We start from the raw sequence: 25,798 nt of genomic DNA, 5'->3' as shown, positions 1-25,798 counted from the left end.
ATGCAAAATCTATTGCTGATTAATGGTGAACTGGTGACCGGCGAAGGTGAGAAGCAGGCGGTTTATAATCCTGCCACGGGTGAAGTGCTGCTGGAGATTGCTGAAGCGTCGGCAGCACAGGTGGACGCTGCCGTCCAGGCTGCCGATCGCGCGTTCACAGAGTGGGGACAAACGACGCCGAAAACGCGCGCCGAATGTCTGTTGAAACTGGCTGATGTGATAGAAGCCAACGCTGACGCGTTCGCAAAAGTGGAGTCCCTTAACTGCGGGAAACCGCTGCACTGTGTTCAGGGAGATGAGATCCCGGCCGTGGTCGATGTGTTTCGCTTCTTTGCCGGGGCCGCCCGCTGCCTGAACGGGCTGGCTGCCGGAGAATACCTCGAAGGACATACCTCAATGATCCGCCGCGACCCGGTTGGCGTTGTCGCCTCGATTGCGCCCTGGAACTACCCTCTGATGATGGCGGCGTGGAAGCTGGCGCCCGCGCTGGCGGCGGGAAACTGTGTCGTCATCAAGCCGTCTGAAATTACCCCGTTGACGGCGCTGAAGCTGGCGGAACTGGCGAAAGATATCTTCCCGCCAGGCGTGCTGAACGTGCTGTTTGGTCGCGGAAAAACCGTAGGAGATCCGCTGACCGGCCACGAAAAAGTCCGTATGGTTTCTCTCACCGGCTCTATTGCTACCGGAGAACATATTATCGGGCATACCGCATCTTCAGTTAAACGTACCCATATGGAATTGGGCGGAAAAGCCCCGGTCATTGTCTTTGACGATGCAGATTTGGATGCCGTGGTTGAAGGCGTGCGTACGTTTGGTTTCTACAATGCTGGTCAGGATTGTACCGCAGCCTGTCGTATCTATGCCCAGAGGGGGATTTACCCCGCGCTGGTCGAAAAGCTGGGCGCAGCCGTTGCCAGCCTGAAAATGGGCGCGCCGGACGATGCGTCAACCGAGCTGGGACCGCTCAGCTCCGCAGCGCATCTTTCCCGCGTTTGTGCTGCCGTGGACGAAGCCAAAACCCTTGGACATATCCGCGTCGTCACCGGTGGCAGTAAAAGAGAGGGGGCAGGATATTACTTCCAGCCAACGCTGCTGGCCGGGGCGAAGCAGGAAGATGCGATCGTCCAGCGAGAAGTGTTTGGCCCGGTGGTCAGTGTGACAGAATTTGAGGATGAAGCGCAGGTGCTGAACTGGGCCAACGATTCGCAATACGGCCTGGCCTCGTCCGTCTGGACAAAAGACGTCGGACGCGCCCATCGCCTCAGCGCACGGTTGCAGTATGGCTGCACCTGGGTCAATACCCATTTTATGCTGGTGAGCGAAATGCCGCACGGCGGGATGAAGTTATCCGGTTATGGCAAAGATATGTCGGTCTACGGACTTGAGGATTACACGGTAGTCCGGCATGTAATGATCAAACACTAAACCCTCATGCCCGGCGCAGTGCCGGGCGATTCAGCTTACCAGCCACAGACCTCGTGTTCATTTTCCGTATCGTAGGCGCGAACGGTGTTCACCAGATCCTTCACGACATCTGCCGCGACGTCCGGGATCAACAGCTCCATTGGCGCTTCTGTTTCATAATCCACCGACACGCCGTTGCTGTTGTTGGTGACGGTCACGGTATAGGTAGCCTTACCCATTATTTACTCCTTATGCGTGTTGACCACTTTACCGATGCCCGCACCGCTGAGCGTGACGGCAGGATCCGCGAAAAAGTCGATATTAAAATAGGTGTCGTCGGTCAGTAGCTCAATGCGGTGCCATTTTTGGGGTGGGGAGATGCCAAAAGAACCGGCCTCAATGACCACTTCCAGATCGGGTTCGGTGGCGTCGCCATCGGCAAAGCCAAAGTAACGCACTGCACCCTGCATGACGGATAACCGACCGTACACGCCGGCTTTGGTGTTGTGATGGGTAAAAAGCGCTTTTGGGGCGGTCTCTTTATTCCAGAACGGCGTCGAGCGGGTATGAACAAAGTTTTCAGGAATACGTAACATCATAGTTTCCTTCATGTTGGCGGGCGCTTAAAGGGACTTAAGCACCTCAGGTTCAACAAAGAATTCAATATTGAACAGGGTGTCGTCGGTCATCACCTCAATGTGGTGCCATCTCTCTGGCGGGAAAACGCCGAAACGACCCGCTTCAATGACGAGCTCGCTGTCAGGCTCAGGTGTAAATTCATCAGCATAGCCCAGATAACGCACTGCGCCACGCATCACCGTCAGGCGAGGGTAAACGCCCGGGCGCGTGCCCGTATCAAGGTGACGTTTAAAAATGCCGGCGGGGGCCGTTTCTTTGTTCCAGAAAGGCGTGGAACGGGTGTGAATGCAACTCTGCGGAATGCGTAGCATGTTTCCTCCCTTAAAAGCCTGCTGTTATTAAACTGCTTTCTGCGGGGATGAATTTATCAATAAGTGCATTTAATATGCATCTTATCAATAATAACCGTTTTGCTTTACCCGGCGTTGTTACACAAGGTACTCAGTTGTTATTATCCTTATTATTTAAGTGGTTATGATGTAACGAAAAAACTTGATCTGTGTCAACATATGACGCATATTGCGTGCGGTTATTTTTCGGCTCAGGTAAACAGAATGACGTTGTATCAAAAGATGTTGGTGTTCTACGCAATCATGGCCTCCATCTGCGCATTAATCACCTGGTTCCTTTCTAAAGATCGTAAACGTATTCGCCTGTTGAGCGCATTCCTGGTGGGTTCCACCTGGCCGATGAGCTTTCCTGTTGCCCTGTTGATCTCTCTTTTCTGAAGCACGCTTCCAGAATCGGCATCCAGCCATAGCATTCCGTACATTTAGGCTGTATAAATATACAGTCCGTCATACATGGAGTGCTTATGAACAGTTTCTATTCGCAGCAAGCAGGCTGCACTGTGCGCTGGCAGGATCTTCCCGGTTTCGGTGACCCGGTTGTGTTTATCCACGGGTTGGGCTGTGCATCGTCGTATGAATATCCTCGTATTGTCTGTGATACCCGTTTCGGGGGGCGCAGAGCCATTCTGATCGATCTTCCCGGTAGCGGTTACAGTGACAAACCTGACAACTACCGTTATCGCACGAGCGAACAGGCGCAGGTGGTGGTTGAACTGTTAAACCATCTCGGCCTGGATAGTCTATGGCTGTATGGTCATAGCATGGGGGGGAGTATCGCGATCGAAACGGCAGCACTGTTAACGTCGAGCGTTAAGGGCCTGATAGTATCTGAACCCAATTTTCATGCGGGTGGCGGGATGTTCAGCCGAGCAATTGCGGCCCAAACGGAACAACATTTTCTGGAACAGGGCTATGATGACATGCTGCGGGCGGAAACGTCGCCGTGGGCTGGAAGCCTTCAAAGCAATGCCCCCTGGGCCATCTGGCGCGGCGCAACAAGCATGGTCGAGGGCGTTAAACCTGACTGGGCACACCTGTTCTTGTCATTGAGCTGCCCGGTAATGTTAGTTTTTGGTGAGCGATCCCTGCCTGATGACGATTTTAATCGCCTGCAACAAAACGGTGTTGCTGTAAAAATTATCCCTGATGCGGGCCATTTAATGTCTTGGGAAAACCCGTCAGCGTTGGCTCAGGCTTTATCTGGCTTCATAAACGGCTCATGAAGGGGTAGCCCGCATTGCTGCGGGCTGCAATGATTAAGACAGCAGGGCAGACAAGGCTTTCCGCGCAGCAGGCTGAACGTCATACGGGCACTGATAATCCACGTTTTCAATCGCGCGGGTGTAGAGCGCAACCAGCCAGTCATAAACATAGGCTGTCGCCGCATGGACAGGCTGCTCGCCAAGTCGGGTAAGACGGAGTGAAGCGCTGCTCACAACTGGCGTCACAAAAATTGGCTGACCTTTGCGGATCCGGCTTGCAGGCCGTTCAGAAACGGGCGTCATTTCATAGCCAAGCCAGCTAATGAAATTGCCTGTCGCGGCATGCAGCTGCGCGGCGCTGCTTTTATCTTTTTCTGCAATGCGTTGCAGTTGCAGCGGCAGATCCAGCCGGTAGCTGGTAACGATCAGCACATCCGCAATCTGCTGTAATACCTCTGCGTCCAGGCCCAGACGGGCAGCCGCCGCGTCGTTGCGACTCCACTGACGAAGATGGTTAACCCACACGTTATGGGCCAGCCGCGCCTTATCCTTGGTCTGCAACGCGCCTGGATTTTCCTGCGTCTCTTCCGCAAACAGATCGATAACATCGTTAAACAGGCCGTTGACCTGTTCCTCACGAGGCTGGTGAACGGTCAGCAGCGTCTCAAACGCGTTTAACGGCGGCAGAAGCCCCTCAAGCAATTCACCATGACGAGCGGCACTGCCTTGCAGCGTTCGGACCATTTTTTCGGCCTGTGCCCGCCCTGCGCCTGGTTCCTGGGTGAGAGGGGCGACATATGGGCGCATCAGCGTCGACAGTGACTCTTGTAACAGCCTTTTCAGCGCGCGAAGACGCTTCTGGCGCTGTGCCGGCAGGGTAGCCTGCGACAGCCACTCAATCACCCGCTGCATGCTGTGGGTATCGAGCGCCTGAAGCGTGCCCCAGCGCAGACCCGGCTGGCCCAGCAATTGCTGCACCGCTTCGTCCAGATTCTGCTTTGTGGTAAACCGCGCATCATGAGGGGTAATGGCCCAGACCAGCCCCGGCAATGCGGATTCTTCAACCGGCTGAGTCTCTTTGATCCAGTTTTGCAGGAGCCTGGCCGTTTTTGCGGTCTGCTGGTGGTGCGCCGTCGCATTACAGATAACCAGGACATCCGGCTGAATGTGCTGCCGATAATGCTCCAGCAACCACAGACATTTTGCCTGCATCATCAGCGGCGTGTTTTCCTCAGAAATGGCAGGAATATCAATGACGTCAACGTTATCCAGCACGCAGTTCTCAACGGGCAGCACCACTTCGCGGGTCAGAGATGCCAGTACATCGACCGGCAGGCTAATGGCGTTAAGCAGCTCGCCGTTTTTTACCGGATGAAGCAGTGTTTCCTGTGCTTCCGGCACGGTAAACGCCCCGTGAGTAAGGAAGCCTTCGCAGGGCAGACCAAAGCTGTCAACCAGCAGACTCAACGGCGCCGCAAGCGCGCTGGCATGGCTGGTTTGATGCAGCACCTGGGCGAATTTAAGCCACTGCTGGGTTAACTCCTGCTGCTCACCCCACAGCAGAGACCAGACGCTGGCGCGGGTGCTGAGATCAAGTGACGGAACCAGCAGGGCAAACTGGTGCCACAGGGCATCATCAATATGCTGCTTAGCGCCGGGTACTACGCTTTGCCAGAACCGGGCAATGGTCGCGACTTCCCGTGCCGTCATTCCCGGCACGCTCTGCGGTTGACGCAGTGCCCGCCACTTCTCAAGCCGGGCTTCAATCACCAATTTATCCACCGCGCGGATCTGCGGATCCAGCGTGGTGCGCGCGATGAACAGCTGCACCAGCTCGGCCTCCGTTACCAGGCGCAGGCGTAAGGGAAACGCGTCGTCTGCGACCTCGCGGGACGCTCTGCTGAAACGCACGGCCATGTTGGTCGGTGCATGCCCGGGGTTAATATGCGAGAAGTAATCAAACGTGCGTTGACCCGGCGTAACGTTCAGCCGTTCGTCCCCGCTGCCGCAAAGAGCAGCCAGCAGGTGCGCTTTCGCGGCCTGCGAGTGGCCATATAAGCCGATACTGCCCTGGCTGACAAGGGCGCGATCGAGCGCCTCTTCACGCGCACTTACTGCGTTAAGGCGGGCAAGCAGGGCGTCGGCTTCGTTATCCAGCATCGGGGCGTGCTGTCGCGTCTCGTTGATCCACCCGATTAAGGCCTGAGTGGTGGCAGTCGTCGCAGTCATTTGAGGTATACGCTCCCGCTGTCGATCCAGTAGTGGCTGCCGCTGTGTCGGCGATCGGCCAGAGTATTCAGTTTAAAGGTCAGGGCATCCGGCGGCACTGGCGTGCCGTCCTGTAGCCAGGCATCACTCAGCTCGAAAGATTCCGGGCCTTCCTGCTTAGTGCCGCCACGCAGCTTCAGGCGCACGTTCAGTACGCCGTCGCCCGCAATGGCTTTCGCCAGCTCGGCTGAGTTGATGCTCAGGGTATAGAGCGGCGTAGCGGGCCAGCGGGCATTGGCCAACTGCCGGAAGCCGAGCGTAACGTTGCCGCGCAGCGGGAAGTGCAGACGGGCGTCCAGTTTCGCGCCGGGTTTATCGAGGTCGATATCGTGATACCAGACGTTCTCGTCCCGCAGGGTATTGATCGTGTTATCCAGCACGCCCAGATAGCGCACCGTAGAGTACGCGCCGATATCCGCTGCTTTAAAGTTAAATCGCGGCAGACGAAGATCCAGCGCCAGGCTACAGAGCATCGCTCCCACCGCAGCGGTGGATTTCGGGTTGCCGATCCGTCCCTGCTGGCTGAACGGATACCATTCATGAACCTGGTATTTATCCAGCCAGACGATGCGGTTGACGGGCACCGGTTGCAGGTGGCGAATCAAGGCCTGAACGCCCGGCAGACAGCCCGGCCGTCCCGTGATAAGCAGGATATCGCAGCTGTAATGAGAGATCGCCTCACATACCGCATGAAGCGGGGCGGCAAGCGTGAACTGACCCGCCAGCATGGCGTCCCGCATCTCCCGGAAGCTGACGTGCAGCGGTACGCTGAACAGATCAAAGTGTTCTGAGCCGGCAGGCAACGCATGGTCGATCGCCTGCTGGAGATAATTCATCACGTTGCGCGTCGGTTTTTGCGCAAGCAGATCGCCAAAGGTGGCATGCAGCCCGGCCAGCGGATCGTCAACATCGCTCGATTCCCACGCCGCCAGGATCGCGTGACCGATCGGCATAAAGAGCTGAAGCGCCGTCTGCTGGCGCAGGACCGCCTGGGTATCGATCCGCCCGGAGTCACCGAACAGGGATGCCATCAGCTGGGAGGCATCGGCTATGCCGGATTTCTGAAGCTGGGTTTGCAGGGCGGGCAGAACGTAGCGCTGGATCACGTCCAGCAGCGTGTCGTCACCGGCTACCTTAAACCCTTCGCGGAACAGCAGCTGCGGGGTGATTTTGACGTTATTCCCGGAACCATCATCTAACTGATAGTGCGTGATGGCCATATCCGTCGTGCCGCCGCCGATATCAATCGAGGCCACGCGCAGCGCACGCCCCGGCTGGACGCCAGGCTCAGGCGCGCGATCCGGACGGGCGAGGGAGGCGAAAAAGGCCTCGGTCTGGCCACCAAAATGGGAAATGGCTTCGTTATACAGCCACACCAGCTGGCCGCAGCTGGCCTCGTCCCACTCCATCTGGATCTCAGGGACCGGCACCACGCTTTTTTCCTGCTGCTTGCGGCTGGCAAAATCTTCATCCTGCGGGTGCCAGCCCATCGCTTTCCAGACGATGGCGATGGCTTCGAACATGCGGCGACGGAAAATCTCGCGCTCCTGTTTCGGCATTGCCGACGGCAGGGTGAGGATCAGCGTCCGCAGCTGGCGGGGAGAGGCCGGGAAGCCGAGCCGCAGGCGGGTGGCCACGCTGTTAATCTGGCCAAGCGCCTGAGCCAGCAGCTCGCAGAGCATATGCGTCATCAGGGTGCTGCGGCTGTACTGCGGAGAGAACACCGGCAGGCGCTCATCCTGCGGCAGCGTAAAGAGCGGTTCCCCGTCGTCGTTCATCAGGTTCATCAGCGGAAACGCAGTTGCCAGCGGTTCGCGCTGGGTTTTGCTATTCATCTGGCTAAAGCGCCAGTCCTGCACCACCGGCGTCTCGTCCCACAGATAGCGACGCGGGCTGGAGATGCCGCTGTTGCCTTCCGTGCCCAGACGCTGCATCGCCAGCTTACGCGCTTCATCACCCACGCGGACAATCGACGGCCAGACGAACGCATCCTCCCGGCCGCTTTCCACCGAGAAGTGCTGCTTGCCAAAACGCGCTTCGGAAAATTCAAGACGGCTGGTAAACAGCGGTTCATTCAGGAACTGCGGCTCACTCAGCGATCGTACCTGAAGTTCAGCCGTCTGGCGCAGGCCGTCGTTGGCATCACCATGATCTTCAATAATCACGCCGCAGGTATGGGTGTTGCCTACGTCAAGGATCAGATCGACAGGAATAGCAGGGGTGCTCAGGGTATGGGTGACAAACTTCACTTCCGGCACGGTGAGTTGTTCACCGAGCATGGAGAGCAGGTTGAGCCAGTGCGCCTGATATTCAAAGCTGCGCATGGCCTGATGCAGCTCGCGCTCGGAGCGTTTTTCAACCCCGTCGGCAAACTGCGTGAAGGCTTCGCGCAGCCAGCCGTCAATCCAGGTCTGGTCGAGGAAACTCTCAACCTCACTGTCGCGCCAGGCGAGCGCGAAACGCGTGCCGTTCAGGATATCGTTTTCAACCGGCGACAGGGCAGACGTCGCATGCTCTGCAATCTGGCTGTCGAGCGCGACGGTGACCCGGTGCGTATTGCCAGCTGCGTCGGGCGTGGAAAGCTTTCGTACCTGGACGCGCGCCCAGTTATCCGGGCCTTCAACAAACGTCCGCGGCGGGTTAAAGCGCAGGAAAGGGATCGGCAGCCAGACGCCGTCCAGCACGGTCAGGGAGTCATGCAGTGGAATGGTGCTTTCAGGCTTGACCACTTCCGGCTGCCCGCCATCGGTGGCAGGGAGCGTGTACCGGCCGTTAACCAGGTCAAAATCCAGACGCAGCAGCGGGCCATTTGCTGTTTTACGCACGAAACGCCCGTTGCTGGCGGTGTCCTGCGGAGTCAGGCCAAAATCGAGAAACTGCACGCCGCTGTTAGCAATCAGCGTCACGCTCTGTTTATAGTCGCAAAGATTAACCAGCATAGGATCAGACACCTGCTTTCTTGAACGTCAGAGGAACGACGGTGTTGGCATCGTAACGTGCGGTGCATTCCGCCACATCGCTGGCACCTGCCTTACAGGTCACTTCCGGCATCGGATAGCGTGAACCGTCGGTGCAACGCGCGTTTCCGCGCGTTTTGATCAACAGCTCGCCGTTGCTGTGTAATCCGGAAAAGACGTCTACCCGGCAGACAATGTTGTCGCCATGCACGACCCGGGCGAAACCTTTATTGTTCTGGATCTGGTAGCGCAGCGACGGCGGTTTGCCGGTGAGCGGATCCTGCACATCGAGAAACGCGCGCCAGGTGCCGTTCAGGAAGCGCGTTAACCCCGCTTTGACCTGGTTTGCCTCCATCACCATCGCATCTTTCGGTATCGCGGTAATGACCACCGGTTCGGCTGCCGGGGCAGGCGTTTTCACCTTCGGCTCTACCACTTCGGCCTGGTGCAGCGGGAGTTTCAGTTCAAGCGGCTCAACCGTCTTTAAGGGGGCCGGAGCAATGGCGACGGGTACTGGCGCTGGTGTGGCAACAGGCGCTGCGATCGGGGCCTGTTTTGGCCAGAGCAGCGGGGTGGCGATGGCTGCAATAATGACGGCGGCAACCGGCAGCAACCACAGGGGGGAGCGACGTTTTTTCTGTATGGCCGCCGGTGCGGGCTCTGGCGGCGCGGCGTTCATGCGCACCGGCTCTGGCGTATACAGTTCATCGTCGGTGATACGGACTGTAGTCACAGGCGTGATAAGCGGCGCGTCGGCCTGCTCAAAGGTCACCACCGGGGCCGGTTCTGGCTCCGGTTCAGGTTCAGGCTCGTTAATCACCACTGGCTCAGGTTCAGGGACCAACGATTCGCGCAGGCAGTCCAGCACGTCGTCGCGCGCGTTTTCGTTAAGGTTGACGAAACCCCAGAAGCAGATCACCGGTTTGCCATCCACCAGGAAAACAAAGTTTTCACCGGGAAACTGAAAGGCTTTTGAGAGCAGAGAGCCAAACAGTTGCTGCGCCGTTTTCGGTGACTGAAGGCATTTTTTACTCAGCGACTCCACGCTGGTGAGCGTGTTTTCCAGATAGCGCAGGGCGCGATAACGATCATCTTCATCCGCCGCCTTCCAGCTGGAGACGGTTCCCTCAACCGGGGAGTACCAGTCAACGCGATCGCCGCCGTCGTTGACCTGGGGGATGGCCAGGCAATCAACGATAGCCTGTTGTTTGCGCAACCGAAGCGCTTCGCGGATTTGCAGCGCTGATTCAAAAACGGCCTGTCCGCCGCCGCCAACGGCCTGAAAATCATCCAGATTACCGCTGCGTAAAAGTGTTTTTGCCACGATTTGGTCCTGTAGACTTTTTCACGCCATTACTTTAGCGAATCAGGTAAGCAAGCAAACGGCTGAGGAGACGGCAAAAGGGACGATTTCTTGCGGCATTGATCGTGACGGTTGTGCTTGACGAATAATGGACCTTAAGGCAAATCGGTTTCTGCGGGCTGATGCTAAAACCAGCGAAATGTACGGCTTTAGAATAACCTGATAGTGATTCGTTATTTGTCAGGCCAAAACGTCTGTGCTGTTATTACTGTTCACTATAATAAAACCGAAAGGGTAATAACCATGTCTACAGGGAAAACCGTGCTGGCCCTCGCGCTGAGCGCGCTGCTACCGGCAAGCGCCGCATGGGCGGCAAACAAAGACACCATTATCTACTGCTCCGAGGCGTCGCCGGAGTCGTTTAACCCGCAGATCGCCAGCTCTGGGCCCTCATTTGTCGCCAGCTCGCAAACGCTGTATAACCGTCTGATTAACTTCGACCCGGTAAAAAACACGCCGGTGCCTTCTCTGGCCGAGTCGTGGACCATTTCGCCAGACGGCAAAACATACACGTTTACCCTGCGTAAAGGGGTAAAGTTCAACAGCAATAAATACTTCAAACCGACCCGTGATTTTAACGCTGATGACGTTATTTTCTCCGTTATGCGTCAGAAAGACCCTAAGCATCCCTATCACAATGTTTCCCAGGGTAATTACGAATACTTTAATGACGTGGGCCTCGACAAGCTCATTCAGGATGTGAAAAAGATCGACGATTATCACGTTCAGTTCACGCTGAGTGAACCCAACGCGGCGTTCCTGGCCGACTGGGGAATGGACTTCGCCTCGATCCTCTCTGCCGAGTACGCGGACGCGATGCTGAAAAAGGGTACGCCTGAAAATGTGGATACCTGGCCAATCGGCACCGGCCCGTATGTGCTTCAGCAGTACAAGGTGGATTCGCTGATCCGCTACGTCGCCAATCCGAACTACTGGGAGGGAGAGGTGCCGACCAAACACCTGATCTTCTCCATCACGCCAAATGTTGAGACGCGTCTGGCTAAGCTGCAAACGAACGAGTGTCAGATCATTCCTGCGCCGTCGCCGGTGCAGTTTGAAGCGATCAAGAAAAACAAAGACCTGACCCTGCACTCGGTGGATGCGCTGAACGTGGGGTACCTGGCGTTCAACACGGAGAAAAAACCGTTTGATAACGTGCTGGTGCGCCAGGCTCTGAATTACGCAACGGACAAAAAGGCCATTGTTAATGCGGTCTTTATGGGGTCTGGTACGGTCGCTAAATCGCCGATCCCGCCGAACATGCTCGGCTTTAACAAAGACCTGAAGGATTACGGCTACGATCCGGAAAAAGCGAAAGCGCTGCTGAAGCAGGCGGGTCTGGATAAGGGCGCGGAAGTGACCCTCTGGTCCATGCCGGTTCAGCGTCCGTACAACCCGAACTCGCGACGCATTGCGGAGATGATCCAGGCTGACTGGGCGAAAGTGGGCGTGAAGGCGAAAATCGTCTCATACGAGTGGGGGGAATATCTCTCCGGCATGCGTAAAGGCGAGCATGATTCCGCGCTGTTCGGCTGGATGTCTGATAACGGCGATCCGGACAACTTCGCCGATGTGCTGCTGGGTTGTAACAGCATCAAAACCGGATCTAACGCCGCGCGCTGGTGTGATAAGGGGTATGATGAGCTGGTGCAAAAGGCCAAACTGACCAGCAACCCGGACGAACGTGCGAAGCTGTATGGCCAGGCACAGGAGATTTTCTACCAGCAGGCACCGTGGATTGCGTTAGCTAACGGCAAAACGTTCTACGCGACCCGCAGCAACGTGACCGGGTACAGCGTGAGTCTGATGGGCAGTGACTTCTCGAAAGCGAAGCTGAACTGATCGTATTCTTGCCGGATGGCGGCTATGCCTTACCGGGCCTACAGTTACCACCCGTAGGCCCGGTAAGCGTAGCGCCACCGGGCATTTGGAAAGGAGTGACAATGTCACATTTAAACGATGTTATCGCCCGCGTCGATGCCGCCATCGAAGAGAGCATAATTACCCACATGAACGAACTGCTGATCGAATTAAGCGACGATGCAGAGCTCAGCCGTGAAGATCGCTATACCCAGCAGCAGCGCCTGCGCACCGCGATTGCGCATCATGGTAAGCAGCATAAAGAAGAGGCGGAGGCGCGCCATGCCCACCTCACGCAGGGTGGGACTATCCTGTAAGGGTTAAAACTGGCGCCGTGCCACCAGCCAGGCGCCGACCACCAGCATCGCTGCGCCGCAGACCGGGCCTACCAGCGCGCGCAGGGGAACGCCGTTGCTCTTGAGGATGTCCATCACCAGGCCGCCAATCAGCTGGCTTGCTACCAGCACGGCAATGGTCGTTGCCGCGCCCACATTCTGATACCCGCTAATACTGGCAAAGACAAAAAATGACCCCAGCAGGCCGGGGATCAACGTCCACCAGCGCACTGTCGACGCCAGTTCGCTAAACCCCGACAGGCCATTTTTCACCAGCAAAATGCTGACAAACAGCACAATCCCCACCAGCGAGTTCAGCAGCATGGCGATAAGAATAGTGGAAGAGGATTGCGTAATGCGCACCATCATGGTGTTTTGTACCACCAGCCCAATCCCGGCGGCCACCAGAAACGCTAACGTCAACGATTGATTCATGGCAGAGCATCCGGATCGCTGCGCTCATCGAGCTGGAGTTGCATAAAGGTTAAATCCAGCCAGCGACCGAATTTGGTTCCCACCTGCGGCATATTGCCGGTGGTAACAAAGCCCAGGGTTTCGTGCAGATGAATCGACGCCTGATTCTGCGCCTCGATACCGGCAACCATCACATGTTTACCAATCTGGCGGGCTTCCTTGATTAATTCCGTCATCAGCAGCCGACCGATGCCTTTGCCCTGATGATCGGGATGAACGTAAACCGAGTGCTCCACCGTATGGCGAAAACCGTCGAACGCTCGCCAGTCGCCAAATGAGGCGTATCCCGTCACAACACCTTCTTCTTCACTGACCAGCACCGGATAACCCAACAGCGTGCGCGCCTCAAACCATGCAATACGGTTATCGGTGTCGACAGTTGTATCGTTCCAGATGGCGGCGGTGTGCAGCACCGCATGGTTATAAATTTCACCGATAGCGGCACAATCTTCTTTGCAGGCATGACGAACGATCATGGTTAACCTCTGGCTGTGTTGTTTACTATAGTAGTACGATTCACTCACAATATTACACAGTTCTTGTGTTGCATCGCTACGACAAAATCCCTATTTTTTTGTCACCAAACTGCCCCGAAAAACCATCCGTACACTATAGTATGACGTCATGAACACAATGACAGACAATATGAATCAACGCATTAGCGCCCGCATACGCCTTGAACGCGAGTCGCGGGGCTGGTCATTAAGCGAACTGGCCGAACGGGCAGGTATTTCACGCGCCATGATCCATAAGATTGAACGGGGGGACAGTAGCCCAACGGCGACGCTGCTTGCCCGGTTATCCGGTGCCTTCGGTATTAGCATGTCTACGCTCATTGCGCGCGCGGAAATGCAGGAGGGCAAACTGTTACGTCTGGCGAACCAGCCCGTCTGGCGCGATCCGCAAACCCACTATTTACGTCGTCATGTGTCGCCGCGCAGCGATATGCCTATTGACCTCGTCCAGGTGGAACTGCCCGCGGGCAGCGATGTGCCGATGCCCGCCTCCTCTTATGCGCTGGCGCGACAGCTGATTTGGTTGCAGGCAGGTGAACTGGTCTTTCTGGAGGGGGACACCCGCCATGAAATGAAGGCCGGAGATTGTCTGGAACTCGGGCCGCCGAACGATTGCCGGTTTATTAACGAAACGGATGAATCGTGCCTTTATCTGGTCGTGCGGCTTAATCAGTCCGGCTCATAATGCAAAGGCGATCCGCAGGATAACGTGCCAGACTTGAATGACATTTTCAGCTGTAAGGAGCGATGAATGAGTCAATCAACTACGCAAAACCGACGCTGGGTACTGGCTTCCCGTCCACACGGCGCACCGGTTGCCGAAAATTTCCGCCTGGAAGAACAGCCGATCCCCACGCCCGCAGAGGGGCAGGTGTTATTACGCACCGTATGGCTCTCGCTTGATCCGTACATGCGGGGCCGTATGAGCGATGCGCCATCCTATTCACCTCCTGTCGAGATTGGTGCGGTGATGGTGGGCGGCACGGTAAGCCGCGTCGAAACCTCCCGCCATCCGGATTATAAAGAGGGCGAGTGGGTTCTGGGCTACAGCGGCTGGCAGGAGTATGAACTTTCCGACGGGAAAGGACTGGTCAGGCTGGGCGAAAACCCGTCGCACCCTTCATGGGCACTCGGCGTGCTGGGAATGCCGGGCTTCACCGCGTATATGGGGCTGCTTGATATCGGCCAGCCTCAGGCGGGGGAAACGCTTGTCGTGGCGGCAGCCACGGGGCCGGTCGGCGCAACGGTGGGGCAGATCGGTAAAATCAAGGGGTGCCGGGTTATCGGCGTGGCCGGCGGGGAGGAGAAATGCCGCCATGCGGTCGACGTGCTCGGTTTCGACGCCTGTCTGGATCACCATGCGGATGATTTTTCCGAACAGCTGGCGAAAGCCTGCCCGCAGGGCATTGACGTGTATTATGAAAACGTCGGCGGTAAAGTCTTTGACGCCGTACTGCCGCTCCTGAATACCTCCGCGCGCGTACCTGTTTGCGGACTGGTCAGCGGCTACAACGCGACCAACCTGCCGGATGGTCCGGATCGCTTGCCGCTGCTGATGGGGACCATCCTCAAAAAACGCATCCGCATGCAGGGCTTTATCATCGCTCAGGACTATGGTCATCGTATCGACGAGTTCCAGCAGGAAATGGGACGCTGGGTGAAGGAAGGCAAAATTCACTATCGCGAGCAGGTCACCGAAGGGCTGGACGCGGCGCCGGAGGCGCTGATTGGGCTGCTGGAAGGGAAAAACTTCGGCAAGGTCGTGATCCGCGTGGCGGCGGACTAAACAGAGCATCGGTTATGGCGGGCAAAGTCCGCCATAATTATTTGTGAAGATACGATATATTGTCTTTAATTAATCCATAAGCATTGCGCGCCATCGGCCCAGCTGAGCCAGAAGTGGTAAACGTAATATTAATTGAACAATTTTTATTTTAACGCGCGCCCTTCATACCAGGCATGACGATACAGGATATATCAAACCGGCGATGTTTTTTTAAACAGTCGCTGAAAATGGCATTTTGTTTTGGCTACGGGAATTAAACATGCTTGATTTGGAAAACCTGGAAAAAGCACAAAGAATCAGTCTGACGATGCAAGTTGAGAACAGTTTAAAGGGAGCGTTAATTACGGGCTCATTAAAACCTGGGGCTCGACTCATCACGAAAGAGATTGCGGATAAATTAGGCACCAGCATCACACCGGTGCGCGAAGCCCTGCTGCGCCTGGTGTCGGCAGGCGCATTACAGGCCACGCCTGCTCAGGCGTTTTTGGTGCCAGAGGTTACGCTGGAGCGTTATAACGAAATTAACGCCATTCGAAAACAGCTTGAGCCGATGGCCGTTGCGGCGGCGTGTCAGAATATGACCGAGACCAAACTGGATGCATTACGCGCGCTGTCAGATAACTTCAGCACCGCCATGCATCAGGGCGACGTGCAGAAGGCGATCCATGCCAACCGCGTGTTCCGGTTTACGCTTTATCAGTATGCCGAAATGCCGACCCTGAACTCGCTGATTGAGCAGCTCTGGGTACGGATTGGTCCGTGTATCAACTACCTGCACGAAGAGATGAAAGATATCCCTGCAACGACTTACCATTATGCCGATCTGCTTTCTGCGCTTGAGCAAAGGGACGTGACGGCCAGTCGGGAAGCGATCGACCGAGCCATTGATGAAGCTAATATCCTCCTGCAACGGCAATACTACAGTTAAGGATCGCACTGGCGCACTTATTTTTTATTCGTTTTAAACTTCCCTGAGTATATTCCCGGCGCTTAAGGCTACCGGGAATGATGTTATTTTTTACCGGCAACGTGCGCTGCCGGAAAATGTTTTACTCAAAGCGATAAGAGACCGACAGGCCCACGCCATAGTTACGGCCAGGGGCGGGTTCGTAATAGCGATTGTAGCCGGCGTTTACAATCTCTGAACCGACGTACTCTTTATCAAACAGGTTATCGACGCGACCAAAGATGTCCATTCCCCATTTGCCGTAATTGAGTTTATACCCGGTATTCAGACCGACCACGGTATAAGAGGGCGCTTTGGCGGTATTGGTGTCGTTTGCCATCACGTCGCTCATGTAGCGGGCATCTGCCCCCGCGTACCAGCCTTCCTCAGGCTCCCAGCCAAACGACGCATACCCCATGTTACGGGCAATCCCCGGCATCCGGTTGCCGCTACAGTCTGCATTGCTACAGACGTTGGTACGGTAGGTCGCATCGAGATAGGTCCACGCCATTTTCAGCTTCCAGTTTTCGGCAAACTGCTGGTCGAGCGCAATTTCCACACCCTGACGGCGCGTTTTCCCCGCATTTTTGTAGGTAGTGCGACCATCTTTGTTTTCGTCCACCACGATCTCGTTGTCGGTATCCGTGCGGAACAGCGCCGCCGTCAGGATGCCATTGCCGATGCGGGTTTTGCTGCCAATCTCATAGGTGTTGTTGGTTGACGGTTGCAGATTAATATTGAGGCCGCCTTTGCCATCAGAACGGTAGGAGAGTTCGTTGATGGTCGGGGTCTCAAATCCACGTCCCGCCGCGGCATAAAGGTTCCAGGCGTCGGTCACGGCGTATTTCACCGCACCAGCCGGGAGCCATTTATGGTAGCTGGCGTCACCGCTGTCATCGCCGTTTTGCGGGGTAATGTAATGATCGTTGGAGTCAAACCAGACGGAGCTGTAACGCACGCCCGCCTCAACGGACAGCTTTTGCGTGAGCTGCCACTGGGTTTGCAGGTAGGGATCAAGGTTCCACATCAGGTTACGTTCGTCACGGCGTTTGTTACCCTTCACGCCAAAATCCGGCACGCCGTTGTTCATCACGAAGTTTTCATACCCGCGGCGATTTTCACTCATATTTTCGTAGTTAAGGCCGGTGGTAAACGTTACCGGCACCAGCAGCTCGCCGCGGTGGGTCCAGCGGGTATCAATACCCTGATAATGGCGCTGCATATCAATTACGCCGCCCGAATGCGCTGGATTTTCAGTCTGCGTGGTATCCGGAATGGACTGGTACTGGGTCATTTCACGCTCACCGGCGTACATCATCACGCTGAGGTCGTCCTGTTCGCTCAGCTGACGGTCGTAGCGGATCCCAGCCTGGGTCTGCTTAATGGTTTTACGCGTATTGTACTGATCGCCACGGGGTGACTGGCGCGGGTTGTTCTGCCACTCCTGATAACTCAGTCCGCCCGGATCGTTGGCTTTCATGTCCACGCTGTTAAAAATCAGCGTTAGCTTGCTGACATCATCAATGCGCACGCCCAGTTTCGCGTTGGCGAGGTTTTTCCGTGCGCCGCTGTGGTCACGATAGCCATGTGTGGTGAAACGGGTGGTGGATACCGCATAGTCCACATCCCCCGCCTGAGTCCCGTCGCCCACCGCACCGGTGGCCTTCATGCCGTAACGCCAGGTGCCGTAGCTGCCGTAATAGCTGCTGGCTTCAATTGTGGCTGGCTGTTGTCCGGTCTGGGTGTTGATGTTAATCACGCCGCCGGAGGCATTGCCGTACAGGGCAGAGAAGGGGCCGCGCAGCACGTCGACGCTCTCAATGCTGTTGAGGTCAATGTTTGACGTCTGCCCCTGGCCGTCGGGCATGGTTGCCGGAATGCCGTCCACGTACATGCGGATCCCGCGTACGCCGAAGGTCGAACGCGCGCCGAATCCGCGAACGGAAAGTTGCAGATCCTGAGCATAGTTCTGGCGGTTCTGGATTTGCAGGCCTGGTACGCTCCCAAGGGATTCAGAAAGGTTGATGCGCGGTGTGGCATGTCGCATATCCTCGCCGCTCACCACGCTGACTGCGGCCGGGGTGTCCAGTTCGGAGACGGTTTGCGGCGTGGCGCTGACGATCAGGGTCTGTTCATCCGCGGCCATCGCACTCAGCGGGCCAAAAATGACGGGAACGAAGAGCAGTGGTAGTGATGCCTTACGGGCAGTAATAATTTTCATGGAGTAAACCGGTTAAGAAAAATTCGAACCAAATCAACTGGAACCTGTGTATATATGTTAAATCCTTTGTAAATGTTATGAAAACTATAACCGCACATTTCGTGAATGTAAGGTTTTGAAGGAAAGAAATACTCCACATTCAACTGATTAATGATTACTATTCTCATTAAAATAACGGCAAAGCGATGACTTTGCCCACCGGAAGTGATGTCAGCGGTAAATCTCCTCATTTAAAAAGGAATTGTTATGTCTTTACGTCATCTGTGCTCGCCGCGCCTGCGTGGGTCTCTGCTGTTGGGCTCTTTACTGTTTGCCGGTACGTTCCAGGTTCATGCCGCTGAAGAGATGCTGCGCAAAGCGGTCGGCAAGGGCGCGTATGAAATGGCCGTCAGCCAGCAGGAAAACGCGCTGTGGGTTGCGACGTCACAAAGCCGCAAAACCGATAAGGGCGGCGTGGTCTATCGTCTGGATCCGGTCACGCTGGAAGTGACGCAGGCGATTCATAACGATCTCAAGCCGTTTGGCGCCACGATCGATAACGCCACCCAGACGCTGTGGTTCGGTAACACCGTCAACAGCGCCGTGACGGCGATTGATGCCAAAACGAGCGAGGTGAAAGGGCGCCTGGTGCTGGACGATCGCAAGCGTAGCGACACGGTGAAGCCGCTTCAGCCGCGCCAGCTGGTGGCCGATGACACGACCAATACGGTGTACATTACCGGTATCGGCAAGGAGAGCGTGATCTGGGTTGTTGATGGCGCAACGCTGAAGCTGAAGGACACCATCACAAACACCGGCACGTTCAGCACCGGGCTGGCGCTGGATGCGAAGGCAAAACGCCTGTATACCACCAATGCGGACGGCGAGCTGGTGACCATTGATACGGCAACCAACAAAATCCTCAGCCGTAAAAAAGTGCAGGATGACGGAAAAGAGCATTTCTACCTGAACCTGAGTCTGGACACTGCCGGCCAGCGTGCGTTTGTGACGGATTCAAAACAGCCAGAAGTGCTGGTGGTGAATCTGAAAGATGGCAGCGTGATGCAGAAAATCGCCGCGCCAGCATCGCTGGCCGTACTGTTTAACCCGGCGCGTAACGAAGCCTATGTGACGCACCGCGAGGCGGGTAAGGTGAGCGTGATTGAAGCCAAAACCTACAAAGTGACCAGGACCTACGATACCCCGGTTTACCCGAACAGCCTGGCGCTGTCTGCGGACGGTAAAACGCTGTACGTAACGGTGAAACAGAAATCAACCCGTCAGCAGGAAGCGACCCAGCCTGACGATGTGATTCGTATCGCGCTGTGATGGTGGAATTGCCCGGTGGCGCTGCGCTTACCGGGCCTACAAAACCATGAGATGTAGGCCGGGTAAGGCGAAGCCGCCACCCGGCTTTTTTATTAACGCGAGGTTTCTTCTACCAGCGGTGCGTCGTGCTTTTCATCGTCGTGATGAAGCGGCGCGGTGCTGTGGATCTCGTGAACGCGCTTACGCACGCCGAACCAGCCAGCAATCAGCAGAACCGCCAGCAGTGGGATCGTCGCGATGGTGTAAGTACCGTTCGGGTAGTCAAACGCCATCAGTACCAGCACGCTGAACAGGAACAGCAGGGTGAGCCAGGAGGTCACCGGTGCGCCCGGCATCTTGAAGCACACATCAGCCGCTTTGCCTTCTTTGATCGCTTTGCGCAGACGCATCTGGCAGACCACAATAAAGGCCCAGGAGGCGATAATCCCCAGTGCAGCCACGTTCAGAACGATCTCAAATACGCGGGACGGCACCAGATAGTTCAGGAACACGCCAAAGACGTAAACCACCAGCGTGGCCAGAATCCCCGCATAAGGAACCTGCTGCCTGCTCATCTTCGACATAAACTTCGGCGCAGAGCCTCCCATCGACATGGAGCGCAGGATACGGCCCGTCGAATAGAGCCCGGAGTTCAGGCTGGAGAGCGCGGCGGTCAGTACCACGATGTTCATGATGCTGCCCACGTACGGCACGCCCAGCTTAGAGAAGAAGGTTACAAACGGGCTTTGCCCCGCCTGGTATGCATTCCACGGCAGCAGCAGCACCAGCAGCACCACGGAACCCACATAGAACAGACCGATACGCCAGATCACGCTGTTGATGGCTTTTGGCACCATCGTCTGCGGATCTTTACATTCGCCTGCCGCCGTACCGACCAGTTCGATGGAAGCAAATGCGAACACCACCCCCTGCACCAGCACCAACGCAGGCAGCAGGCCGTGCGGGAAGAAACCACCGTTATCGGTAATCAGGTGGAAGCCGGTTGCGTTACCGTCCAGTGGTTTACCGGTACCGAGGAATACGGTTCCGACCACCAGGAAGATCACAATGGCCAGCACCTTCACCAGTGCGAACCAGAACTCCATCTCGGCGAACCATTTCACGCCGATCATGTTCATGGTCCCGACAATTGCCAGCGCCCCAAGGGCGAACACCCACTGCGGCACATCGCCAAACGCGCCCCAGTAGTGCATGTACAGCGCAACGGCGGTGATATCGACGATACCGGTCATCGCCCAGTTAACGAAGTACATCCAGCCCGCGACATACGCGGCTTTTTCACCAAGAAACTCGCGGGCGTAAGAGACAAAGCTGCCGCTGGAAGGGCGGTGGAGTACCAGTTCGCCGAGGGCGCGAAGGATGAAGAAAGAGAAGATCCCGCACACCAGATAGACCAGGGCGAGAGCGGGGCCAGCCATTTGCAGACGTGCGCCTGCACCTAAAAACAGACCTGTACCGATAGCGCCGCCGATGGCAATCATCTGCACCTGACGGTTGCCCATCGCCTTGTGATAGCCCTCTTCATGAGAGTTCAACCAGCGACGTTTCGCAGCATGATGATCGGCTGCGCTTTTGTTGCTTGTTTTCATTGAGTTACCTGTTTGCCTGTCTGAACCATTAACGTGATAGTCCTGCCTGGCAGAAGCCGAAACAAACGATTGCTTCTGCGCAGACACATGCCGCCTTTCCAGTCATTCTGTGTATGGATAAGGCAAAACATGGCGAGGCATCCTACCCGCAATTGTTAAGTGACGCAAAATATAACCGTGTCGAAAGTGATGCTCGTCGAAGGAAATCGTGTGGTCAGAGCAGACGGCGATCACAACGCGCTGAATCGTGCCGTTTTTTTAGGCAAAAAGGTCTGTGAATGCTGATTTAATCATCAGGTTTACTTAATAGTTACTTATAGGTAGAGCTTATGAATGCCGCAGGGCTGCAATAAGTAATGCAAACGCGGTAGTGTGCTGGCGGCGGCTCGGATAGTACAGATGGTATCCCGTAAAAGCCGGGCACCAGGCTTCAAGCACACGCACTAACCGGCTCTCAGCAAGGGCGTCCTGAACCGCATCTTCCGGGACGTACACCAGCCCCAGACCGTTTTCGGCGGCATCGATGCGTTGCGGCAGGCTGTTGAGGATCAGCTGGCCGTCAACCCGCACGCGCAGCTCACGTCCATCCCGTTCAAATTCCCAGGCATATAATCCGCCGCGTGTGGGCAGGCGCATATTAATGCAGCGGTGCTGATCAAGCTGCTCCGGCGTTTCCGGTACGCCGAAACGTTGCAAATACTCTGCCGACCCGACGACCGCCATGCGCATGTCCGGCGCAATACGAACGGCAATCATATCTTTCGCCACCTGCTCACCCAGACGCACCCCCGCGTCAAAGCGGCCATCGACAATATCAGTCAGCCCATTGTCCACCGTGACTTCAACGTTGATATCAGGATACTGCGCCATAAAGGGTTTAAGCACAGGCCACAGCACCGCAGACATGGCGTGCTCCCCGGCGGTAAGGCGAATATTCCCGGCAGGTCTGTCGCGGGTATCACGCAGCGCGGTGAGTTCCTGCTCGATCTCCAGCAGATGGGGGCTTAAGCGCATGAAGAGTTGCTCGCCGGCCTCGGTAGGGGCCACGCTACGGGTGGTGCTGGTTAACAGACGGACTTCCAGCCTCGTTTCCAGATTGCGCATTGCGTGGCTGAGCGCCGACTGAGATACCCCAAGCTGCGCCGCGGCGCGGGTAAAGCTGCGCTCGCGGGCGACGACCATAAAGGAAAGCAGATCGTTGAAGTTGTCTTTTAACATGGCGGTTTACTCGATTTATGAATTGAATTCATGGTTCTTTTCTGATTATGCACTCTAATGCTCCCCATGGCTTTACGCTACTGTTAACGCAACAGCAAACGAGGAGTTAATCATGAAAATTATCCGTAGCGGTTCGTTACCTTCCGTTCAGGGGCCAGAGGCCTGGTTTACCGGCTGCGTGCGCATTGACGCGCCTTTTCAGGCGACTGAACCGGCAAAAGTCGGCGGCGCGACCGTCACCTTTGAACCCGGCGCACGTACCGCCTGGCATACGCATCCTCTTGGACAAACGCTGATCGTGACGCAGGGGCGCGGCTGGTTACAGGAGTGGGGGAAAGAGGCGGAACCGCTGAATCAGGGTGATATTGCCTGGATCCCACCCGGCGTGAAGCACTGGCACGGCGCAAGCGCGCAGACGGCCATGACCCATATCGCCATCGCAGAAGCTGTCGACGGGAGCCCGGTGGCATGGCTGGAGAAGGTCACCGACGAGCAGTATCCGAACGAGTAGTCTGGCGTTTCGTAAACAAATTATTAACGTTATGATTCGATCCGTTTTCTTCAGCATGTGCAGGCGGAACGGTGAAAATCAATATCATAGGCACCAGCGGAAGTGGGAAAAGCACGTTTGGCAGGCGAATCGCGGAGGCGCTGGCTATCCCTTACATTGAGATGGACAGGCTTTACTGGCGAGCGAACTGGCAGGGAACACCGGATAATGAGTTTCTTGCAACCCTGGAAAAAGCGCTCGCCGCCTCGCCTGACTGGGTCCTGGACGGGAATTACAACCGCACACGCGACGTTAAGTGGCGCGACGTCGATCTGGTGGTGTGGATAGATCGTGGGTTTATCCGCACGCTCTGGCAGGCGGTGACGCGGGCCTCCAGACGCGCCTGGCACAAACAGGAGCTCTGGCCCGGCACGGGGAACCGCGAAAGCTTTCGTCGGTCGTTCCTTAGCAAGGACTCTATTATCATCTGGACGATCAAAACCTGGCGCAGCAACCGCAAACGATATGAGGCGGATATGCAAAACCCGCAGTACGCACACATTCGCTTTCTCCGCATTACCCGACGGCAGGATGCGGAAAGACTCATTACATCGCTCAAATCACGCCGATGACAGACTCTCTATTGCCGTTTTCCGGCAATCCAAATGTAAATTAATTGTTTCTCAGATGTGAAATCCACCTTTAATAATGACGACATGTTAAGTCAAACGAGAACGCAACATGTCATGGCGAATCAGCATTCTGGATAAAAGCCCCGTCGCAGAACACGAAACAGCCGCCGATGCGCTGGCGCGAACCTTAGCACTGGCGCAACAGGCAGAAACGCTGGGTTATCACCGCTTCTGGATTGCCGAACACCACAATACCCCGCAGCTTGCCAGCCCCTCGCCGGAGCTGCTGATTGCCTGGATCCTCGGGCAAACAAAACGTATTCGCGTGGGCTCAGGCGGCGTCATGCTGCAACATTACAGCCCCTATAAAGTCGCCGAAAATTTTAACGTACTGGCCGCCATTGCGCCGGGCCGGGTTGATCTGGGCGTTGGCAAAGCGCCCGGCGGTCTGCCGCTCTCTACCCGCGCCTTGCAGCATGGCCTTAATCCGCAGGAAAAAGGCAGCTTTGCTGAACAACTGACGCAGCTCGATCGCTGGATCCGCCCTGAAAATCAGTCAGCGGAGGAGGACGTTCGCGCCACGCCGCTGCCGCCGGTGCCTGCCCGGGGATTTCTGCTGGGCGCCAGCACCGAAAGCGCGCTGCTGGCGGCCTCCCTCGACTGGCATTTTGTTTTTGCCGCCCATCTAAACGGCGATCCTGAACTGCTGCGCGAGGTCGTCACAGCCTGGCGTCAACACAGCGTCCGGGAGGTGATTGTGGCCGTGCAGGCCATTGTTGCCCCAACCCAGGCTGAGGCCGATGCGCTGGCGCAGAAGGTTGAAGTGTGGGGCGTGGAGCTGGCAAACGGACAGCGCGTCACCGTCGCCAGCGAAGAACAGGCCTACGCCTTTGCGCGGCAGGCGGGGAGTGAACCGGTGCGCATCGCGCGTCGGGCGCAGTCTCTGCTGGCCGGAACGGCGGCGTCGGTGCTTGAACAGCTCAACGCGCTGCATCAGCAGTGGGGGATTGACGAATTTATCATCGACACGCCGGTCGCTGATGGCGCAACGCGCGTGCAGTCCCTGCGACTGCTGGCCGAGGCGCGTCTTAACAGGGAGGTTACCGTATGAGCTTTAGCGAACAACTGATTGCCTGGCGCCGTGAGCTGCACCAGAACCCTGAACTCTCTGGTCAGGAGGTCGAAACAACGGCGCGCCTGCGCGAGTGGCTGACGGCAGCCGGGATTGCCCCGCTGCCTTACGATCTCCAGACCGGGCTGGTTGCGGAGATCGGCACGGGCAACGCACTGGTTGCGCTGCGCGCCGATATCGACGCGTTACCCATCGACGAGCGTAGCGGGGTGCCGTTTAGCTCCCGGCGTGCCGGGGTGATGCATGCCTGTGGGCACGACATCCACACCAGCGTGATCCTCGGCGCCGCGTTAAAGCTGAAAGAGCGGGAAGCCTCGCTCAACGGTCGCGTGCGGATCCTGTTCCAGCCAGCGGAAGAGAATTTCGGCGGAGCGAAAAGCATGGTGCGGGCCGGGGCGTTACGCGACGTACGCGCGATTTTCGGGATGCATAACGAGCCGTCACTGCCGGTCGGCGAGTTTGCCACGCGCGGCGGCCCGTTCTATGCCAACGTTGATCGCTTCGTTATTCACGTGACCGGCAAAGGCGCGCATGCCGCACGTCCCCATGAAGGCAACGACGCCATCGTGCTGGCAAGCCAGCTGGTAACCGCGCTGCAAAGCGTAGCCAGCCGTAACGTCAACACGCTGGATTCGGTTGTTCTGAGCGTGACGCGCATCGCCGGGGGGAATACCTGGAACGTGCTGCCGGAAAGCGTTGAGCTGGAGGGCACGCTGCGCACGCACCGCACGGAAGTGCAGCAGAACGTGAAAGCGCGCGTCGGTGAAATCGCCGCCGGATTTGCCAGCGCCTTTAGCGCGCAAATCAACATCACCTGGTACGCCGGGCCCACCGCGCTGGTGAACGATGAGCACTGGGCCGGGTTTGCCACCTCGGTCGCGCGCGAAGCGGGATATGAAACCCGGCATGCGGAACTGCACATGGGCGGGGAGGATTTCGCGGTTTATCTGCAAAACATACCCGGCGCGTTTGTCAGCATTGGCAGCAACAGTCCGTTTGGGTTACATCACCCGGCATTTAACCCGGACGAAGCATTAATCGAACCCGCTGCCCGCTATTTTGCTCAGCTCGCGGAAAAAGCCCTGCAACACGTTTAATTAATTTGAGGT

Annotated in this window: 24 protein-coding genes; 13 read left to right on the top strand and 11 right to left on the bottom strand. The window is 56.6% G+C overall.

Annotated elements, in window-relative coordinates:
* Window positions 1-1,425, top strand: a complete 1,425-nt coding sequence (patD, locus tag SK50_RS14105) for an aminobutyraldehyde dehydrogenase (RefSeq protein WP_045345114.1) — start codon at window positions 1-3, stop codon at window positions 1,423-1,425.
* A gap of 35 nt (window positions 1,426-1,460) precedes the next feature.
* Here patD and SK50_RS14100 read toward each other — a convergent pair whose 3' ends face one another.
* Genes SK50_RS14100 through SK50_RS14090 form a run of 3 tightly spaced genes read right to left on the bottom strand, consistent with a single transcriptional unit; the run spans window position 1,461 to window position 2,354 of the window.
* Window positions 1,461-1,643 (bottom strand): DUF1869 domain-containing protein, encoded by a 183-nt coding sequence (locus SK50_RS14100; RefSeq protein ID WP_003856955.1) that lies wholly within the window; start codon window positions 1,641-1,643, stop codon window positions 1,461-1,463.
* Window positions 1,644-1,646: 3 nt separating this feature from the next.
* Window positions 1,647-2,000, bottom strand: a complete 354-nt coding sequence (locus tag SK50_RS14095) for a TehB family protein (protein ID WP_003856958.1) — start codon at window positions 1,998-2,000, stop codon at window positions 1,647-1,649.
* Window positions 2,001-2,027: 27 nt separating this feature from the next.
* The gene (locus SK50_RS14090; RefSeq protein WP_048229566.1) at window positions 2,028-2,354 is read right to left on the bottom strand and encodes a TehB family protein; all 327 of its coding nucleotides are present in this window, start codon (window positions 2,352-2,354) and stop codon (window positions 2,028-2,030) included.
* Between the two features lie 243 nt (window positions 2,355-2,597).
* Between SK50_RS14090 and SK50_RS14085 the strand changes: the two genes are divergently transcribed.
* Both SK50_RS14085 and SK50_RS14080 read left to right on the top strand, forming a co-directional pair.
* Window positions 2,598-2,771: a GhoT/OrtT family toxin gene (locus SK50_RS14085; protein ID WP_003856960.1), complete on the top strand. Its 174-nt coding sequence runs from the start codon at window positions 2,598-2,600 to the stop codon at window positions 2,769-2,771.
* A gap of 86 nt (window positions 2,772-2,857) precedes the next feature.
* Window positions 2,858-3,616: an alpha/beta fold hydrolase gene (locus SK50_RS14080; protein ID WP_048229564.1), complete on the top strand. Its 759-nt coding sequence runs from the start codon at window positions 2,858-2,860 to the stop codon at window positions 3,614-3,616.
* Window positions 3,617-3,649: 33 nt separating this feature from the next.
* Here the strand turns inward: SK50_RS14080 and SK50_RS14075 are convergent, their stop codons facing one another.
* Genes SK50_RS14075 through SK50_RS14065 form a run of 3 tightly spaced genes read right to left on the bottom strand, consistent with a single transcriptional unit; the run spans window position 3,650 to window position 10,144 of the window.
* Entirely contained in the window at window positions 3,650-5,824 is a 2,175-nt protein-coding gene (locus SK50_RS14075; protein ID WP_032648418.1) for a virulence factor SrfC family protein, read from the bottom strand.
* A complete protein-coding gene (locus SK50_RS14070) occupies window positions 5,821-8,802 on the bottom strand; it encodes a virulence factor SrfB (RefSeq protein WP_032619621.1) in 2,982 nt (993 codons plus the stop codon). Before SK50_RS14070 ends, SK50_RS14075 begins: the two co-directional genes overlap by 4 nt.
* A gap of 4 nt (window positions 8,803-8,806) precedes the next feature.
* Window positions 8,807-10,144 (bottom strand): SrfA family protein, encoded by a 1,338-nt coding sequence (locus tag SK50_RS14065; RefSeq protein ID WP_045345117.1) that lies wholly within the window; start codon window positions 10,142-10,144, stop codon window positions 8,807-8,809.
* 282 nt (window positions 10,145-10,426) lie between these two features.
* Here SK50_RS14065 and SK50_RS14060 point away from each other — a divergent pair, with 282 nt between their 5' ends.
* Together SK50_RS14060 and SK50_RS14055 are read left to right on the top strand one after the other, a co-directional pair.
* Window positions 10,427-12,025, top strand: a complete 1,599-nt coding sequence (locus tag SK50_RS14060; protein ID WP_017382274.1) for an ABC transporter substrate-binding protein — start codon at window positions 10,427-10,429, stop codon at window positions 12,023-12,025.
* Between the two features lie 101 nt (window positions 12,026-12,126).
* Window positions 12,127-12,360 (top strand): YdcY family protein, encoded by a 234-nt coding sequence (locus tag SK50_RS14055; RefSeq protein WP_017382275.1) that lies wholly within the window; start codon window positions 12,127-12,129, stop codon window positions 12,358-12,360.
* 3 nt (window positions 12,361-12,363) lie between these two features.
* On the opposite strand, the gene SK50_RS14050 is transcribed toward SK50_RS14055, so the two are convergent.
* Window positions 12,364-12,813: a DMT family transporter gene (locus SK50_RS14050; RefSeq protein WP_045345119.1), complete on the bottom strand. Its 450-nt coding sequence runs from the start codon at window positions 12,811-12,813 to the stop codon at window positions 12,364-12,366.
* Complete coding sequence (locus SK50_RS14045; protein WP_015570449.1) at window positions 12,810-13,328, bottom strand: GNAT family N-acetyltransferase; 519 nt, start codon at window positions 13,326-13,328, stop codon at window positions 12,810-12,812. Before SK50_RS14045 ends, SK50_RS14050 begins: the two co-directional genes overlap by 4 nt.
* Before the next feature lie 148 nt (window positions 13,329-13,476).
* Here SK50_RS14045 and SK50_RS14040 point away from each other — a divergent pair, with 148 nt between their 5' ends.
* From SK50_RS14040 to SK50_RS14030, 3 genes are all read left to right on the top strand, one after another.
* Window positions 13,477-14,052, top strand: coding sequence for a helix-turn-helix domain-containing protein (locus SK50_RS14040; RefSeq protein WP_017382277.1), 576 nt, complete (start codon window positions 13,477-13,479; stop codon window positions 14,050-14,052).
* Window positions 14,053-14,118: 66 nt separating this feature from the next.
* Complete coding sequence (locus SK50_RS14035) at window positions 14,119-15,153, top strand: NADP-dependent oxidoreductase (protein ID WP_032103593.1); 1,035 nt, start codon at window positions 14,119-14,121, stop codon at window positions 15,151-15,153.
* Window positions 15,154-15,412: 259 nt separating this feature from the next.
* Window positions 15,413-16,081: a GntR family transcriptional regulator gene (locus tag SK50_RS14030; RefSeq protein ID WP_003856981.1), complete on the top strand. Its 669-nt coding sequence runs from the start codon at window positions 15,413-15,415 to the stop codon at window positions 16,079-16,081.
* Window positions 16,082-16,202: 121 nt separating this feature from the next.
* Here the strand turns inward: SK50_RS14030 and pqqU are convergent, their stop codons facing one another.
* Window positions 16,203-18,320, bottom strand: a complete 2,118-nt coding sequence (pqqU, locus tag SK50_RS14025; protein ID WP_017382279.1) for a TonB-dependent receptor PqqU — start codon at window positions 18,318-18,320, stop codon at window positions 16,203-16,205.
* Window positions 18,321-18,566: 246 nt separating this feature from the next.
* On the opposite strand from pqqU, the gene SK50_RS14020 reads away from it, so the two are divergent.
* Complete coding sequence (locus SK50_RS14020; protein WP_045345120.1) at window positions 18,567-19,628, top strand: 7-bladed beta-propeller protein YncE; 1,062 nt, start codon at window positions 18,567-18,569, stop codon at window positions 19,626-19,628.
* 92 nt (window positions 19,629-19,720) lie between these two features.
* Here the strand turns inward: SK50_RS14020 and ansP are convergent, their stop codons facing one another.
* Window positions 19,721-21,217: an L-asparagine permease gene (gene ansP, locus SK50_RS14015; protein WP_015570454.1), complete on the bottom strand. Its 1,497-nt coding sequence runs from the start codon at window positions 21,215-21,217 to the stop codon at window positions 19,721-19,723.
* 327 nt (window positions 21,218-21,544) lie between these two features.
* A complete protein-coding gene (locus tag SK50_RS14010) occupies window positions 21,545-22,435 on the bottom strand; it encodes a LysR family transcriptional regulator (protein WP_048229563.1) in 891 nt (296 codons plus the stop codon).
* A gap of 112 nt (window positions 22,436-22,547) precedes the next feature.
* Between SK50_RS14010 and SK50_RS14005 the strand changes: the two genes are divergently transcribed.
* From SK50_RS14005 to SK50_RS13990, 4 genes are all read left to right on the top strand, one after another.
* A complete protein-coding gene (locus tag SK50_RS14005; protein ID WP_015570456.1) occupies window positions 22,548-22,946 on the top strand; it encodes a (R)-mandelonitrile lyase in 399 nt (132 codons plus the stop codon).
* 71 nt (window positions 22,947-23,017) lie between these two features.
* Complete coding sequence (locus SK50_RS14000) at window positions 23,018-23,557, top strand: shikimate kinase (protein WP_047642483.1); 540 nt, start codon at window positions 23,018-23,020, stop codon at window positions 23,555-23,557.
* Between the two features lie 109 nt (window positions 23,558-23,666).
* Complete coding sequence (locus SK50_RS13995; protein ID WP_032653686.1) at window positions 23,667-24,668, top strand: LLM class flavin-dependent oxidoreductase; 1,002 nt, start codon at window positions 23,667-23,669, stop codon at window positions 24,666-24,668.
* The gene (locus SK50_RS13990) at window positions 24,665-25,786 is read left to right on the top strand and encodes an amidohydrolase (RefSeq protein WP_017382285.1); all 1,122 of its coding nucleotides are present in this window, start codon (window positions 24,665-24,667) and stop codon (window positions 25,784-25,786) included. Before SK50_RS13995 ends, SK50_RS13990 begins: the two co-directional genes overlap by 4 nt.
* The last annotated feature ends 12 nt before the right edge of the window (window positions 25,787-25,798 follow it).

Origin of the sequence: Enterobacter sp. BWH64, assembly GCF_001037645.1 — a bacterium.
Lineage (GTDB): Bacteria > Pseudomonadota > Gammaproteobacteria > Enterobacterales > Enterobacteriaceae > Enterobacter > Enterobacter hormaechei_C.
The sequence above is the reverse complement of the archived record's forward strand: the minus strand, read 5'-3'. Positions and strand labels throughout refer to the sequence as shown.